Genomic DNA, 14,669 nt, shown 5'->3' with positions numbered 1-14,669 from the left:
CGGTGGGTATCCGTGACCTGTTCGGGCGTCGTGGGCCTCGGGTCCCGGCGGATCCGGCCGATCTCGACCACCTGCGCCGGTGGTGCCGCACCCGCGTGGGCGTGGAGGCGTATCTCGAGCCGGAAACCCTCGTCTCGGTCCCCGGCCTGTGCCTGGTGGCCTTCGACGGCGAATGGACCCGCAGGCCGGTCGGCGACGTGGCCACCGCGCGCAAACTCGCCGCGCAGTTGAAGCTGCCCCTGTTCGACGCCGCCGTCCAGGGCTACCCCCAACGGATGCGCGACTACGAGGAGGTCCGCATCAAGCGTGAGCGGCGCGAGCGGGCCGAGCGCCTCCGCGACCGGCTGCGCGAACCGGAGGGGGGCTAGCCGCGCTGACCCCGCCGCCCGCGGCCGACTCAGGCTCCGGCGGCGATGTCCTCGAGGACGGCGAGCATGGTCCGCACGGGCACCCCGGTTCCGCCCTTGGGCAGGTACCCCTCCGGGCCACCGTCGTTGTAGGCGGGGCCGGCCACGTCGATGTGCGCCCACTCGACGCCGTCCGCGACGAACTCGGAGAGGAACAGTCCGGCCGAGAGCATGCCGCCCCACCGGTGCGGGGTGACGTGGGTCAGGTCGGCCACCTCGGAATCCAGCCCGGCACGCAACTCCTCGGGCAGTGGCATCGGCCACCCGCCCTCGCCGACCGACCGGCTGAGGTCGGCCACCCGGTCGCGGAAGTCCTCGGTTCCCATGACACCCGGGGTCTTCTTGCCCAGCGCCACCATCTGCGCACCGGTGAGGGTGGCGGTGTCGATGAGATGGGACGGGGAGTCCTCGCAGGCGCGGACGATCGCGTCGGCCAGGATGAGCCGCCCCTCGGCGTCGGTGTTCTTCACCTCGACGGTCGTGCCCCCGTACATGGTCAACACGTCGCCGGGCCGGTACGCCGTCGACGACGGCATGTTCTCCGCCATGGGCACGGTCGCCACCACGGTGAGATCCAAGCCCAGCCGCGCGGCGAGGATGACGGTGGCGACGACGGCCGCGGCGCCACCCATGTCCATGGTCATCTGCTCCATGCCGGCGGCCGGCTTGATGGAGATGCCGCCGGTGTCGAAGGTGATGCCCTTGCCCACCAGGGCCACGGTGGGTCGACCCTCGGCGCCCCGGTGGGTGAGCCGCACCATGCGCGGGCCGCGGGACGAGCCGCCGCCGACGGCGAGGATGCCGCCGTAGCCGCCCTCGGTGAGCGCCTCCTCGTCCAGCACCTCGACCTCCAGACCGGCGTCGCGGGCCAGTTCGGCGGCCCGGTCGGCGAACGATCCGGGGAACAGCAGGTTGGGCGGGGTGTTGACCAGATCGCGCGCCAGCCCGACACACTCGGCGACGGTGGCGGCGCGGGTCACGGCGTCGGCGCCGCCCTCGGCGACGAATACCTTCAGCGAATCGCTGTTCTCGTCGTCGTCGTTCTTGGAGGTGACCTTGGCCGGGCGGAACGATCCGAGCCCCGCTCCCAGGGCCACCGGCTCCGCGCGCTCGGCGTCCAGCAACACCAGGGCGGACCCGAGTCCGCGGCAGGCGCGCGCGGCGGCGCCGGCCGCGCGGCGCAGGGACTCGTCGGACACCTTGTCGTCGGAGGACCCGAGCCCCACCAGCACCACGGACCCGGCCGACACACCGTCCGGCGCCGGGACACGGGTGGTGGAGGCGACCTTGGTGGACGCGCCCACCGAGCGCGCGACCGCGGCGAGCGCCGCAGTGGCCTCACCCTCCAGGCCGGGGGCGACGACGACGGGCGCCGCATCCTCTCCGGCCCCGGCATCGGCCGCGATACCGACCACCACGACGTCGGCGTCCACCGGCGTCGTGACCGCCTCGATCGGGGCGAGATCAGGGCTGTGGGTGAGGATCGACTGCGCGGTCGGCATGAAGCGCTCCTGGGGGTCGGCGGGACGTACGGGAAGGGTCGTGATGCCCGGACGACGCGGCGGGACCGCCACGGCGAGGGCACCATAGTCTATCGACTAACGTGGGCAGGCAGCCGGACCGAAGAGCGCGAGGAGTGGCCACATGACAGACACAGGGGACCTTCACGAGGGACCACTGCACTCCCGCCACGTGGAGGCCGGCGCCACCTTCGCCCCGTTCGGCGGCTGGTCGATGCCGGTGCAGTACGCCGGCACCGTCGCCGAACACACCGCCACCCGCACGGCCGTCGGGCTGTTCGACGTCAGCCACCTCGGCAAGGCGCTCGTGACCGGCCCGGGCGCCGCGGAGTTCGTCAACTCGTGCTTCACCAACGACCTCGACCGGATCGCCGCCGGCAGCGCCCAGTACACGCTGTGCTGCGACGAGTCCGGGGGAGTGGTGGACGACCTCATCGCCTACCGGGTCTCCGACTCCGAGATCTTCCTCATCCCCAACGCCGCCAACACCGCCGAGGTGGTCCGGCGGATGCAGGCAGCCGCCGCCGAGCGGGCGCCCGGGGTCACCGTCACCGACGAACACCGTTCCCGCGCCGTGATCGCGGTCCAGGGCCCGCTCGCCGGAGAGGTGCTCGAGGCGGTGGGGCTGCCGACCGACCTCGACTACATGGCGTACGTCGACGCCGGCTGGAACGGACACTCCGTGCGGGTCTGCCGTACCGGGTACACCGGCGAGTACGGCTTCGAGGTGTTGCCCGCCTGGGACGAGGCCGGCCCGATCTGGGACGCGCTCGCCGAGCAGGTGCTGTCCCGCGAGGGTGCCCTGTGCGGTCTCGGTGCCCGCGACTCGCTGCGCACGGAGGCCGGCTACCCGCTGCACGGCAACGAGCTGTCCGTGGACCTCAGCCCGCTCGAGGCGCGCTGCGCTTGGGCCATCGGCTGGGACAAGCCCGCCTTCTGGGGGCGCGAGGAACTGCTGCGTCAGAAGGAGGCCGGCCCCGCCCGCCGCATGTACGCGCTCGAGGTCACCGGACGCGGGATCCCGCGCGCCGGACAGACCGTGCGCGCCGGTGGACGCGACGTGGGCGTCACCAGCTCCGGCACGTTCTCACCGACCCTCAAGACGGGGATCGCGCTCGCGTTCATCGAGCTGGACGCGGGTCTGAAGAAGGGCGACGAGGTCGTCGTCGACGTACGCGGACGAGAGGTACCGTGCCGCCTCGCGGTACCCCCGCTCATCGAGATCCGCACCCGTTGACCCGCCCCCTTCCTCCAGGAACGAGACCCGCAATGTCCGAGTTCGACGTCCGTCCGTCCGCCTCGCCGAGATCGACCGCCGAGCGCGAGGCCATCCTCGCCGCCCCCGGCTTCGGCAAGCACTTCACCGACCACATGGTCACCCTCCCGTACTCGAACGGGCAGTGGGGCACCCCGGTCGTGGAGGCGTACGCCCCCCTGTCCATCGACCCGTCCGCCGTGGTCCTGCACTACGCGCAGACGATCTTCGAGGGCCTCAAGGCCTACCGGCAGGCCGACGACTCCATCGCCTCGTTCCGACCCGAGCAGAACGCCGCCCGCTTCAACCGCTCCGCGGAGCGCCTCGCCATGCCGCAGCTGCCCGAAGAGCTGTTCATGGAGTCGTTGCGGCAGATCGTGGCGATCGACCGCGACTGGGTGCCCGCCGCCGGCGGTGAGGAGGCGCTCTACCTGCGGCCCTTCATGATCGCCACCGAGACCGGGCTCGGCGTGCGGCCGGCCGACGAATACCTCTACTCGGTGATCGCTTCCCCGGCCGGCGCGTACTTCTCCCGCGGCGTGGCCCCCGTGAGCGTCTGGCTGAGCACCGAGTACGTGCGCGCCAGCCCCGGCGGCACCGGCGCCGCCAAGTTCGGCGGCAACTACGCCGCCTCGCTGCGCGCCCAGGAGCAGGCCGCGGCCAAAGGATGCGACCAGGTGGTCTGGCTCGACGCGATCGAGCGGAAGTACGTGGAGGAGATGGGCGGGATGAACCTGTTCTTCGTCCTCGGCTCCGGCGACTCCGCCGAGATCGTGACCCCCGAACTGTCCGGCTCGTTGCTGCCGGGCGTCACCCGCGACAGTCTCCTGCAGTTGTCCCGCCACCTCGGCTACCCCGTGACCGAGCGCAAGGTCTCGGTGGACGAGTGGGAGTCGGGCGTGGCCTCCGGCGAGATCACCGAGGTGTTCGCGTGTGGCACCGCCGCCGTCATCACCCCCGTCGGGTCCGTGCAGCACTCCGGCGGCGGCTACACGGTGGGTGACGGCGGGCCGGGGGCGATCACCATGCGGCTGCGCGAGACGCTAACCGGCATTCAGCGCGGGTCCGTGGAGGACCCGTTCGGCTGGATGACGACGCTGGTCTGAGCCGCGCCCCGTCAGAGCAGGAGCACCGCCGCCACCAGCGCGGCGGCGGTGCCCGTCTCGATCACCGCTCCGAGGACGTCCCCGCTGATCCCGCCGAACCGGCGGACCGCGTGTCGGCCGAAGCCCGCCGCGGCGCCGTAGGCGGCGACGCCCGCCACGGCGCCGGCCGCGGGGGCCCACCACGTGGCGGCGGACCACCCTGACCCCGCCAGCGCGGCGCCCGCGGCCGCACACACCAGTCCGGTCACCACCACGGCGACGCGGGACTGGGAGCCGGCGACGAGCGCGCCGAAGCCGGTCGGCGACGCCGCGGGGACGCCCCGGCGCAGCAGGACGGCCGGTAGGCACCGCGAGAGGACGACGGCGGCGACCGGGGCGAGCCAGGCCCCCGAGTCGACCAGGGTGCCCAACGCTGCCACCTCGGCGAGCAGAACCAACACCAGGACGGCGGCCCCCATCGGCCCGACGGACCCGGACCGCATGATCTCCAGTGCGCGATCCGGGCCGGCGTACGACCCGAGTCCGTCCGCGGTGTCGGCCAGCGCGTCCACGTGCATCCCGCGGGTGAGGGCCAGAACGACCGCCACCCCGATCACCCCGGACAGCAGCGCGCCGGCCCCCATCGCGTGCACACCGTGGGCCAGTGCGGTCGCGACGACGCCGCACACCAGGCCGACGACGGGCATCGCCGTCATCGCCCGGCCGGCCGCCGCGGAGTCGGGGACACCCGGTCGCCCCACGGGCAGCACCGTCATCCACGACAACGCGAGTCGGACCGCGGCGAGCACGGGTCGTCAGTCCTTGCCGGCGACCCCGGCGTCGGCGAAGGTCGCCATCTGCGTGAGGATCGCGACTGCGTTGTGGACGACGGGCAGGGCGGCGACGGCCCCGCTTCCCTCACCCAGACGCATCGAGTGTTCGAGGATCGGGTCGAGGGACAGGTACGTCAGCGCGGCGGTGTGGGCGGGCTCCGCGCTGCGGTGGCCGGCCGCCCACCACTGGCGGGAACCGGGTGCCATCGCCTCGGCCATGAGCGCGGCGGAGGTGACCACGGACCCGTCGAGCAGGCACGGGGTCTTCCGGATCGCCGCCTGGGCCAGGAATCCGGCCATCGCGGCGAGGTCTGCACCACCGACCTTGCGCAGCATGGCCACGGGGTCCCGCAGGTCGCCGGACGCCCGGAACATGGCGTCCCGGATCGCGGCGGTCTTGCGCATCCAGCCCTCGTCGTCGATGCCGGTTCCGCGGCCGACCAACTCGACCGGTTCCCGACCGGTGACGAGGCAGGTCAGCACGGTGGCCGGGGTGGTGTTGCCGATGCCGAGGTCGCCCGCGATGAGCAGGTCCGCCCCGGAGTCGACCTCCTCGTCGGCGATACGGCGTCCGGCGGCGATCGCGGCCCGCACCTCCTCGGGGGTCAGGGCGTCCTCCCTGTCGATCGACCCGCTGGAGCGGCGGATCTTGTGGTCGTCGAGCCCTCCGGGACGCTCGGCCGACATCGCCATATCGGCCACCCGGACCGTGGCGCCGGCCATGCGGGCGAGGACGGACACCGCCGCGCCGCCGCCGACGATGTTGTCGGCCATCTGCAGCGTGACCTCGCGCGGGAACGCGGACACCCCGTGTTCGGCGACGCCGTGGTCACCGGCGAACACCACCACCCTGGCGCGGTCGAGCGGTCGGGGCGGGCACGCCTCCTGGCACGAGGAGACCCACACGCTCAGCTCCTCGAGCCGACCTAGGGACGTCGCGGGCTTGGTCAACGTGAGATGCCGGGCGCGGGCCTCCTCGGCGACGGAGTGGGACGGCGGGTGAACCGGGGGGAAGGCGACGGGGTCGTCGTAGTACGACACGTCGCCCAGGCCGGGGAAGTCGTGGGGGACGGTATCGAGGTCCCGGGGCGCGGCCGCGGCCTCGGCCTCGGGCGCGCCGGCGGCGGCCACCGTCGTACCGCTGGCCACGGCGGCCGCCCCCGTCCGGGCGTCCGGGGTGCGAGTGGCGCCACCGGCGGTCGGGTGCACGGCCTCGAGGGGGAGGGGGCGACCGGCGACGACGAGGACCGCCGAGTCGCACACCCCGGCCAGCCGCCGGTTGAGCGAACCGATCACATCGGCGAACACCCGACCGGAGAGCGTGTCCGGCACGACTCCCAGACCGACCTCGGGCGAGACGAGGACGAGGGTGCCGGAGTGCTCGGCGACAGCGGTGACGAGGGCGTCCAGGTCCGCCGCGACCGCGGCACCCCCGTCGGTCCACCCGAGTGTGGCGTCCATCCGACGCGTCAACCAGCCTCCGAGGTCGTCCACGAGGACCGTCGATGTCGGGTGGTCGGCGAGGACCCGGACGATGTCCTCCGTCTCCTCGGTCACCCACCGGGTGGGCCGGCGCTCGCGGTGTGTCTCGATCCGCGCGGCCATCTCGTCGTCCCCGGGGTCGCGCCGGGCCGTGGCGACGTACACGACGTCGTCGTCGGTGGCCGCGGCCACCGACTCGGCGTGGGCGGACTTGCCCGAGCGGATACCACCGAGGACGAGCAGGCGCATGGGGGTCAGGCCCTTCCGGGGATCAGTGGCTCTGGACGGGTCAGATGGCGTCGCCCGGGCGGACCCGGGGGCGGGGGGTGCGGAGCATGCGGGGCTGCGTCGCACGCATGACGGCGTACCACCCCATGCCGAAACCGGTGTCGTCGGTGGACGGGAACCTCTCGCGGACCGCCTTGTTCACGGTTCGTCCGAGGAGGATGCCGTCGACGACGACGACCATGATGAGCACCAGGAAGAGGGTCTGGCTGTAGACCATGAGGGTCGGGTTCGGGATGAGCTGGAACACGATCACGAACAGGGCGAGCGGCATGAACCAGTTGATGAGGCGCCGGTGGGTGTCGACCCAGTCGCGCGCGAACCGGCGGACCTCTCCGCGGTCACGGGAGAGCACGTAACGGTCGTCGCCCTCCATCATGAGCTGGCGGCGCTCCTCGCGCGCGGCGCGCTCGCCGGCCCTGGCGGCCCGACGCTCGTCCTTGGTCATGGTCGCCTGGGCGGCCTTCTTGCGCTCCTTGGCCTCTTTGCGGGTGACCGGCGCGGTCACCGGACCCTGGCGCACCCCGCGGGCGCGCTCCTGGTCGCGACGACGGGGCGTCGGCTTCCCCTTGCCCGCGGGGCGGCGCGGGTCGCCGGAGGGCTCGGAGGCAGCCGCATCCGCGGACGCGGACGCGGGCCGCCCCTCGGGGGCGGGGGAGCCTTTGCCGCTCTCGTCGTCTCTGGAGCCGAATGCACGCAACTTCACACACCCAGGCTAGGCGATCGACACCGGCGCCGGACATTCACCCATGGGCGACAGCAGGCGTATCGTGTGCGGGGGAACGGGTGCCGGGGAATAGAGGACTCCCCGGTGGGCGTTGAACCTTTCACGACGCCCCCGAAGCCCTCTTCCGATCGCAAGGAGAACCGACATGACCACTGCGGAGAACACCGCTACCGGCGTACTGCTCACCGAGGCAGCCGCCGCCAAGGCCAAGGCCCTGCTGGACCAGGAGGGTCGTGACGACCTCTCGCTGCGCATCGCCGTCCAGCCCGGTGGCTGCGCGGGCCTGCGCTACCAGCTCTTCTTCGACGACCGCTCGCTCGACGGTGACGTGGTCGACGACTTCGGCGGCATCAAGCTCGCCGTCGACCGGATGAGTGTCCCGTACCTGACCGGTGCGTCCATCGACTTCGTCGACAGCATCGAGAAGCAGGGCTTCACCATCGACAACCCGCAGGCCACGGGCTCCTGCGCATGCGGCGACTCGTTCAACTGACGCCGCGGTCGCACTGACGACCGGGCGACCCGGGCCGATCACCGATCGGTCCGGGTCGTCTACTGTCTGGGGCATGCCCGTCGTCATCACAGGTTCCATCGCCACCGACCACCTCATGACCTTCTCGGGTCGCTTCTCCGAGCAGTTGCTGCCGGACCAGCTCGCGCACGTGTCGCTGAGCTTCCTGGTGGATTCGCTGCAGATCCGCCGGGGCGGGGTCGGCGGCAACATCGCCTTCGCGCTCGGCGTCCTGGGTCGGCGACCCCATCTGGTGGGGGCGGCGGGCGAGGACTTCGTCGAGTACCGCGACTGGCTCGAGCGGCACGGTGTCGACTGCTCGGCGGTCCACATCAGCTCCGCGCTGCACACGGCGCGGTTCGTGTGCACGACCGATTCGGAGATGGCGCAGCTCGCGTCGTTCTACCCCGGAGCGATGGGGGAGGCGGCGACGATCTCGCTGGCTCGCCTGGCCGAGCGGATCGGCCGTCCGGACATCGTGCTCATCGGGGCCAACGACCCCACGGCGATGCGCTCCCACACGATGGAGTGCCGCGAGCTCGGTCTGGACTTCGCCGCCGATCCCTCCCAGCAGCTCGCGTTCCTCGACGGGGACGCGGCCGGTGAGCTGGTCGACGGGGCGCGGTACCTGTTCACCAACGAATACGAGTACGAGCTGCTGCTCAACAAGACCGGGTGGTCGGCCGAGGAGCTGGACGCCAAGGTCGGCACCCGCGTCACCACCCGGGGTGGGAAGGGCGTCGTGATCGTCGAGCAGGGCGCGGAGCCCATCGAGGTCGGGATCGTCCCGTCGGACAACCTGCTGGATCCCACGGGGGTCGGCGACGCGTTCCGGGCGGGCTTCCTCTCCGGTGTCCTGGACGGGTTGTCGCTGGAGCGTTCCGCCCAGTTCGGAGCCCTCATCGCCACCCACGTCCTGGAGACCACGGGCACGCAGGAGTGGACCATCGACCCGGCCGCCGCCCGCCGCCGGCTCGTCGATGCCTACGGGGACGAGGCCGCCGAGGAACTGTCGGCGCTCCTGCCCGCCTGACCGTCCCGCCGCCTCCTGCTAGAGGCGGACGGGGTACTCGCGCTGCTCGATGTCCGGGGTGATCCGGCCCTCGACGAAGATGCCGTGCCAGATCATGAAGCACAGCATGGTCCAGATGCGACGACTGTGATCGGACTCGCCGCGGCGGTGCTCGTCGAGCATCCGCAGTACCGCGGCCTTGTCCACGAACTCGTCGGTGCCGGACGCCGCCACGTGCTCGCGTGCCCAGTCGTGCAACTCCGGCCCGGCCAGCCAGTGACGGGTCGGGACGGGGAATCCCAGTTTCTTCCGGTGCAGCACGTGGGCGGGAACGATCCGTTCGAGGGCCTTGCGCAGTGCGTACTTGGTGGTGCCGTGGGCGACCTTCTCGGTGTGGGGGAGCCGCGACGCGACCTCGTAGACCTCACGGTCGAGGAACGGCACCCGTAGCTCGAGGGAGTTGGCCATGGTGACCTTGTCGGCCTTGACCAGGATGTCGCCGCGCAGCCACGTGAACAGGTCCAGGTGCTGCATCCTCGCGACGGGGTCCCATCCACGGGAACGCTCGTAGATCGGCGCGGTGACGTCCTGGTGGCTCCACTCCGGTCGGTAGTCGCGGAGGACCGCCTCCACCTGCGCGTCGGAGAAGGAGCGGGCGTTGCCGTAGTACCGGTCCTCGAGGCTCATCGAGCCGCGGTGCAGCAGGCTCTTGCCCCGGGTGCCCTCCGGGATCCGGGTGCTGAGTCGGCCCAGCGCACGACGGATCCCACCGGGGACCTTCTCGAACGGCGCCAGCGACAGGGGCTCCTTGTAGATGGTGTAGCCGCCGAACAGTTCGTCCGCGCCCTCACCCGAGAGGACGACCTTGACGTGCTTGCGCGCCTCGCGGGCGACGAAGTACAGCGGGACCAACGCCGGGTCGGCCACCGGTTCGTCGAGGTACCAGATGATCTCGGGGATCGCGGCGGCGAACTCCTCGGGCGAGACCACCTTGACGATGTGCTCCACGCCGATCGCGGCGGCCGACTCGGCGGCGACGTCGATCTCCGAGTACCCCTCGCGCTCGAAACCGGTGGTGAACGTCAGGAGGTTCTCGTTGTGGCGTCGCGCGAGGGCGGCGATGGCGGTGGAGTCGATGCCCCCCGAGAGGAACGAGCCGACGGTGACGTCGGCGCGCATGTGCTTGGCGACCGAGTCCTCGAGTGCGGCGGCGATCTCGTCGTAGCGGCGCTCGGCGTCGCCGTCGGCGACGGGCACGACGGGGAACGTGGGCTCGAAGTAGCGCTGGATCACGGGCTCGGTGCCGGGGGTGACCGTGGCATGGCATCCCGACTCCAGGCGCCGGACGCCCCGGGTGAGGGTCTCGTCCTCCGGGACGTACTGGAGGGTGACGTAGTGCTGGAGGGCGCGGGTGTCGAGGGAGGTGTCGACGACGACGAGGTCGATCAGTTCGGTGACCGACTTCTTCTCGCTCGCGAACACGGTTCCGCCGGGTCCGGTCGCCATGTACAGGGGCTTGATGCCGAAGGGATCCCGGGCGACGAACAGCGAACGCTCGACGGTGTCCCAGATCGCGAAGGCGAACATTCCGCGGAGCCGGCGGACGGCCGAGGGGCCCCAGTGGTGGAACGCCACGACGATCGGCTCGCCGTCACCCTCGGTGGCGAACACGGCACCGTGCTCGCGCTGCAGCTCCTCGCGGAGTTCGAGGTAGTTGTAGATCTCCCCGTTGAACACCAGCGCGTAACGGTCCGGCTGCTCGGGCGGACCCCAGCGGAGCGGCTGGTGAGAGTGCGCGATGTCGATGATCGACAGGCGGTTGAACCCGAAGGCCATGTCGCCGTCGACCCAGGTGCCCACCTCGTCGGGGCCGCGGTGGCGCTGGCACCCCATGGCGCCAAGGACCCGCGCCTCGTGGGTACGGGCGGAGCCGTCGGGGGTGATCAGACCAAGCAGGCCACACATGCGTCGGGTACCTCGTCCATCGTCGTCGGGGCGTCAGCGGTGACCCGCCCGAGCGGGTCGCGACGCGATCGAATACTACTGGTCGGCGGAACCCCTCCGGCCCCCCGCCGACGGCGTGGGGGAGCGGGCGGGTGAATTGCCGGACCCGCGGCTTCCATTCTGAGAGCCGTGGTCTACTCTTTTAAGGTGTCCCGGCCACGTGGTCGGTGCCGCTGATCAGGAAGGCGTGATGGTGGAACAGCGTGACGGGCGTCGTCGGACGCGCAGGGCGACACTCGCGATGTCTCTCGGCACATTGGGCTTGCTGTTGTCCGGTTGTAGCCTCCACACCGACAACAAGTGGTGGAACCAGACGATGAACTTCGGCTTCCCGACCGGGATCACCCCGGAGGGCGTCGCGATCCGTGAGTTCTGGACGGGCACAGTCATCACGTCGCTCATCGTCGGCTTCTTCGTGTGGGGCCTGATCTTCTGGTCGATGGCGTTCCACCGCAAGCGGAAGAACGACGACGGCGAGTTCCCGCGCCAGACCGCGTACAACGTGCCCCTGGAGCTCATCTACACGGCTGCGCCGTTCGTGATCATCTCCGTGCTCTTCTACTTCACCGTGGTCACGCAGAACAAGGTGCTCGATCTCCGTCCGCAGGAGGAGGTCGGCGTCAAGGTCGACGTCACCGCCTACCAGTGGAACTGGAAGTTCGGCTACAACAAGGTCGACGTCGCGGGGGCCAGCATCGAGGACGGCACCAACGTCGAGGCGCAGCGCGCGGCCGAGGAGGCCGGTGTGCTCTCCGACGAGGTCCGTGAGGCCCTGGGTCACCACGGTGAGCCGGCGGCCGGCGGCCCGATCCACGGTCGTCTTGCCGAGGACAAGTCGTACCTCCACTACAACAACATCGAGACCGTCGGTACCTCCGAGGAGGTTCCGGTCCTGGTTCTGCCGACCGACACGCGCATCGAGTTCCGCCTCGCGTCGGCCGACGTGGTCCACTCGTTCTGGATCCCCGAGTTCATCTACAAGCTCGACGTCATGCCGCACCCGGGCAAGAACCAGCAGTTGAGCATGTTCCAGATCGAGGAGATCGATCGCGAGGGTGCGTTCGTCGGACGCTGTGCCGAGATGTGCGGTGTCTACCACGCGATGATGAACTTCGAGCTGCGCGCGGTATCGCCGGAGGCCTTCGCCCAGTACATCCAGTTCCGTCAGGACAACCCGACCGCGTCCAACGCGGAGGCGCTGGAGTCGATCGGCCAGGACCCGTACTCGACCTCCACCGCACCGTTCAAGACCGGACGCAGCGATACCCGTGACCAGAACAACATCATCGAGACCGCGTCGGGCAACTGACGGTTCTCCCGGTATCACGCGAAGGATTCCTGAACGATGAACGCAACAGTACGAATTTTCGACGCCCTGTTTATCTTCCTGGCCGTCATGGGTATCGCGTACGCCTACCTCACCGGTACGTCTCGGACGGGCGTCGAGTGGGTCGGCGCCACGGCCTTCGTGCTCTCGGCCGGCCTGAGCCTGCTGATCGGTGGTTACCTCCGCTTCGTGGCGCGGCGCATCAGCACCCTGCCCGAGGACTTCGAGGAGGCCGAGGTCTCCGACGGCGCCGGCGAGCTCGGCTTCTTCAGCCCGCACAGCTACTGGCCCGTGCTGGTGGCCTTCTCGGTCTTCATCATCGGCTACGGAGCGGCCTTCTGGAACTGGTGGGTGCTCATCGGCGGCGCCGTCGCGCTGGTCATCACCGCCTGCGGCCTGGTCTTCGAGTACCACTGGGGTCGCGAGAAGCACTGACCGTCTGACCGTCTTCCACCGGGGCCCGGTGTCGCACGCTGCGACACCGGGCCTTTGTGCTGTCGCCACCAGGGTGTCGGCCCGGGCTCGCCGCGCGCCGGTCAGAAGGGTGGTGGGTCGGGGTCGGGGTCGTGGTGGTGGTCGGGTGGGGTGTCTGGTGGTGGGGCCATGGTGTTGGCTTTGCGTTCGGCGGCCAGGCGTAGGGCGCGTCGGTACCAGTGGGTGCTTTGTGGTCGGGGGTCGAGCCAGGGTCGGCGTGGGGGTGGGATGTCGGCGTCGGGGTCGGCCCTGGTGTCGGTCGCAGCCCCGGTGTCGGTGTCGGTGGTGTGGTGGCGCCAGCGTGCGAGGGGTCCGTCGGGGTGGGTGGTGAGGGTGTGTCCGGTGTCGGTGGTGATGGTCAGGGTGCCGTCGGGGGCGAGTTGGTAGTGCCAGTTGTGGAAGGTTTTGAAGCGGTGGTGGTTGCGGCACATGGCGGCGAGGTTGTTTTCGAGGGTCGGGCCGCCGGCGGTGGGGTCTGTGTGGTTGAAGGGGCGGACGTGGTCGATGTCGCAGGCGTCGGCGGGGACGGAGCAGCCGGGGTGGCGGCAGGTGCCGTCGCGTAGGCGGATGCGGTGGGCCAGGTCGGCGCTGATGCGGTAGCGGTGGGCGTGGTGGGGGGTGTCTGCGGCGCCGGGTGCGGTGTCGGGCACGGTGATGGTGGCGCCGGTGCTGCGGGTGAGTAGTTCGATGAGGGCGTCGATGGTGGCCGGGCCGCCTCGGGGGAGGTAGACCTCGGGTTCGCCGTCGGGGCCGGGGGGTGCGAGCACGGTGATGGTGGGGCGGATCTGGGTGGCCGGCGGGCGGTGACCCGCACCCGCGACCCCGCCCGCCCCGGCGCCCCTGCCTGCGTCGGTGTCGGTGCTGGGGTTGCCGAGGAGGGCGGTGACGAGGGCGTCGGCGCGTAGTTCGTCCATGCTGCGGATGGTGTCGGTGTCGAGGGCGTCGGCGCCGTGGCGGCGGGTGGTCTCGACGCGGGTGCGGGTGTCGCGGTGGCGTTGGGCGGTGGCCCTGGTCTGCAGCAGGGTGTGGATGGCGGAGGCTTCGGTGGCGGTGAGGTGGGCGGTGAGGTCGGCCATGCCGTCTGGGCCGCGGCGCAGGGTGACGCGGCGTTCGCGGACCGCGGCGGTGCGGCGCAGGCGTACGCCGTCGGGGTCGTGGGCGGCGATGATGCGGTCGGTGTGGGACAGGATCGCGTCGCGTCCGGGGCGCCTGCCGGCGGCGAGGGCGGCCAGGAGCCAGTCGATGACCTCGCGGTGGACGGCGTCGCGGTGCAGGGAGTCCACGGTGCGCATGTGGCGTGCGAGCAGGGTGGCGGTGGCTTCGTCGAGGTGGCCGGTGTCCATGGCCTCGACGAGACAGGGGAACTTGGTGACCAGGGTGATGGCCAGGGTGAGCAGGCTGCGGGCGCGGTTGTGGTGCACGCCGTAGGCGGCGACGATCTCACTTGTGGCGATGGTCAGTGGGTCGATGACGGCGTGTTCGGGGCGTTGGTCCAGGCCGGGGCCGTAGCCGGCGGCGATGTCGCGCAGTTCCTGTTCCTCGCGGCAGGTGGCCCACAGGTCGTGACAGGCGCGCAGCCGGGCGGCGGCCGCGCGATTCTCGGCGTTCAACGCGGCCAGGGCCGCGGAGCTGGCGGCGGTGACGGCGGGACTCCCGGCCACCGCTCCGGCATCATCCCCGGTAGTCGCCTCCCGCATGTGCACCCCCTCGGGCGGGCGAGTGCCGCACCCCGTATCGCTCGTGTGTT

The 14,669-nt window shown here is 71.2% G+C and carries 13 protein-coding genes; 7 read left to right on the top strand and 6 right to left on the bottom strand.

The genetic code is table 11. From position 1 onward, the window contains the following. Positions 1-2: 2 nt before the first annotated feature. A complete protein-coding gene (locus Q2K20_RS10145; RefSeq protein WP_096905674.1) occupies positions 3-368 on the top strand; it encodes an oxidoreductase in 366 nt (121 codons plus the stop codon). Positions 369-397: 29 nt separating this feature from the next. On the opposite strand, the gene Q2K20_RS10140 is transcribed toward Q2K20_RS10145, so the two are convergent. Further along, the gene (locus Q2K20_RS10140) at positions 398-1,909 is read right to left on the bottom strand and encodes a leucyl aminopeptidase (protein WP_269504614.1); all 1,512 of its coding nucleotides are present in this window, start codon (positions 1,907-1,909) and stop codon (positions 398-400) included. Between the two features lie 142 nt (positions 1,910-2,051). Between Q2K20_RS10140 and gcvT the strand changes: the two genes are divergently transcribed. Together gcvT and Q2K20_RS10130 are read left to right on the top strand one after the other, a co-directional pair. Beyond that, on the top strand, positions 2,052-3,164 hold the full coding sequence (gene gcvT / locus Q2K20_RS10135; protein WP_061229909.1) for a glycine cleavage system aminomethyltransferase GcvT: 1,113 nt from the start codon (positions 2,052-2,054) through the stop codon (positions 3,162-3,164). Between the two features lie 32 nt (positions 3,165-3,196). After that, on the top strand, positions 3,197-4,288 hold the full coding sequence (locus Q2K20_RS10130) for a branched-chain amino acid aminotransferase (RefSeq protein ID WP_096905672.1): 1,092 nt from the start codon (positions 3,197-3,199) through the stop codon (positions 4,286-4,288). Positions 4,289-4,299: 11 nt separating this feature from the next. On the opposite strand, the gene Q2K20_RS10125 is transcribed toward Q2K20_RS10130, so the two are convergent. The 3 genes from Q2K20_RS10125 to Q2K20_RS10115 are packed head-to-tail and all read right to left on the bottom strand — an operon-like array spanning position 4,300 to position 7,573. After that, entirely contained in the window at positions 4,300-5,076 is a 777-nt protein-coding gene (locus tag Q2K20_RS10125) for an adenosylcobinamide-GDP ribazoletransferase (RefSeq protein ID WP_269504620.1), read from the bottom strand. A gap of 6 nt (positions 5,077-5,082) precedes the next feature. After that, complete coding sequence (gene cobT / locus Q2K20_RS10120) at positions 5,083-6,831, bottom strand: nicotinate-nucleotide--dimethylbenzimidazole phosphoribosyltransferase (RefSeq protein ID WP_269504622.1); 1,749 nt, start codon at positions 6,829-6,831, stop codon at positions 5,083-5,085. A gap of 40 nt (positions 6,832-6,871) precedes the next feature. After that, the gene (locus Q2K20_RS10115) at positions 6,872-7,573 is read right to left on the bottom strand and encodes a DUF3043 domain-containing protein (protein ID WP_096905669.1); all 702 of its coding nucleotides are present in this window, start codon (positions 7,571-7,573) and stop codon (positions 6,872-6,874) included. Between the two features lie 166 nt (positions 7,574-7,739). Between Q2K20_RS10115 and Q2K20_RS10110 the strand changes: the two genes are divergently transcribed. After that, a complete protein-coding gene (locus Q2K20_RS10110) occupies positions 7,740-8,087 on the top strand; it encodes a HesB/IscA family protein (protein ID WP_067714160.1) in 348 nt (115 codons plus the stop codon). Positions 8,088-8,160: 73 nt separating this feature from the next. Further along, entirely contained in the window at positions 8,161-9,138 is a 978-nt protein-coding gene (locus Q2K20_RS10105; protein ID WP_159149169.1) for a carbohydrate kinase family protein, read from the top strand. An 18-nt stretch (positions 9,139-9,156) separates the two neighbouring features. Here the strand turns inward: Q2K20_RS10105 and asnB are convergent, their stop codons facing one another. Further along, positions 9,157-11,082, bottom strand: a complete 1,926-nt coding sequence (asnB, locus tag Q2K20_RS10100) for an asparagine synthase (glutamine-hydrolyzing) (protein ID WP_067714154.1) — start codon at positions 11,080-11,082, stop codon at positions 9,157-9,159. A 229-nt stretch (positions 11,083-11,311) separates the two neighbouring features. Between asnB and Q2K20_RS10095 the strand changes: the two genes are divergently transcribed. Both Q2K20_RS10095 and Q2K20_RS10090 read left to right on the top strand, forming a co-directional pair. Further along, positions 11,312-12,430, top strand: a complete 1,119-nt coding sequence (locus Q2K20_RS10095) for a cytochrome c oxidase subunit II (RefSeq protein ID WP_317176786.1) — start codon at positions 11,312-11,314, stop codon at positions 12,428-12,430. A 36-nt stretch (positions 12,431-12,466) separates the two neighbouring features. Next, the gene (locus tag Q2K20_RS10090) at positions 12,467-12,883 is read left to right on the top strand and encodes a cytochrome c oxidase subunit 4 (RefSeq protein ID WP_067714151.1); all 417 of its coding nucleotides are present in this window, start codon (positions 12,467-12,469) and stop codon (positions 12,881-12,883) included. Positions 12,884-12,984: 101 nt separating this feature from the next. Here Q2K20_RS10090 and Q2K20_RS10085 read toward each other — a convergent pair whose 3' ends face one another. After that, the gene (locus tag Q2K20_RS10085) at positions 12,985-14,619 is read right to left on the bottom strand and encodes an HNH endonuclease signature motif containing protein (RefSeq protein ID WP_317176785.1); all 1,635 of its coding nucleotides are present in this window, start codon (positions 14,617-14,619) and stop codon (positions 12,985-12,987) included. Positions 14,620-14,669: the final 50 nt, after the last annotated feature.

It is taken from the genome of Dietzia sp. IN118, assembly GCF_032905965.1.
GTDB classification, from domain to species: domain Bacteria; phylum Actinomycetota; class Actinomycetes; order Mycobacteriales; family Mycobacteriaceae; genus Dietzia; species Dietzia kunjamensis.
Note: the sequence above shows the minus strand (reverse complement) of the source record. Positions and strands in the feature narration are given on the sequence as shown.

Coding starts and splice junctions, on each gene's coding strand:
- Q2K20_RS10130 (WP_096905672.1), top strand. CDS start 3,197: ATGTCCGAGTTCGACGTCCGTCCGTCCGCCTCGCCGAGATCGACCGCC.
- Q2K20_RS10095 (WP_317176786.1), top strand. CDS start 11,312: ATGGTGGAACAGCGTGACGGGCGTCGTCGGACGCGCAGGGCGACACTC.
- Q2K20_RS10105 (WP_159149169.1), top strand. CDS start 8,161: ATGCCCGTCGTCATCACAGGTTCCATCGCCACCGACCACCTCATGACC.
- asnB (WP_067714154.1), bottom strand. CDS start 11,082: ATGTGTGGCCTGCTTGGTCTGATCACCCCCGACGGCTCCGCCCGTACC.
- Q2K20_RS10090 (WP_067714151.1), top strand. CDS start 12,467: ATGAACGCAACAGTACGAATTTTCGACGCCCTGTTTATCTTCCTGGCC.
- gcvT (WP_061229909.1), top strand. CDS start 2,052: ATGACAGACACAGGGGACCTTCACGAGGGACCACTGCACTCCCGCCAC.
- Q2K20_RS10110 (WP_067714160.1), top strand. CDS start 7,740: ATGACCACTGCGGAGAACACCGCTACCGGCGTACTGCTCACCGAGGCA.
- cobT (WP_269504622.1), bottom strand. CDS start 6,831: ATGCGCCTGCTCGTCCTCGGTGGTATCCGCTCGGGCAAGTCCGCCCAC.
- Q2K20_RS10140 (WP_269504614.1), bottom strand. CDS start 1,909: ATGCCGACCGCGCAGTCGATCCTCACCCACAGCCCTGATCTCGCCCCG.
- Q2K20_RS10085 (WP_317176785.1), bottom strand. CDS start 14,619: ATGCGGGAGGCGACTACCGGGGATGATGCCGGAGCGGTGGCCGGGAGT.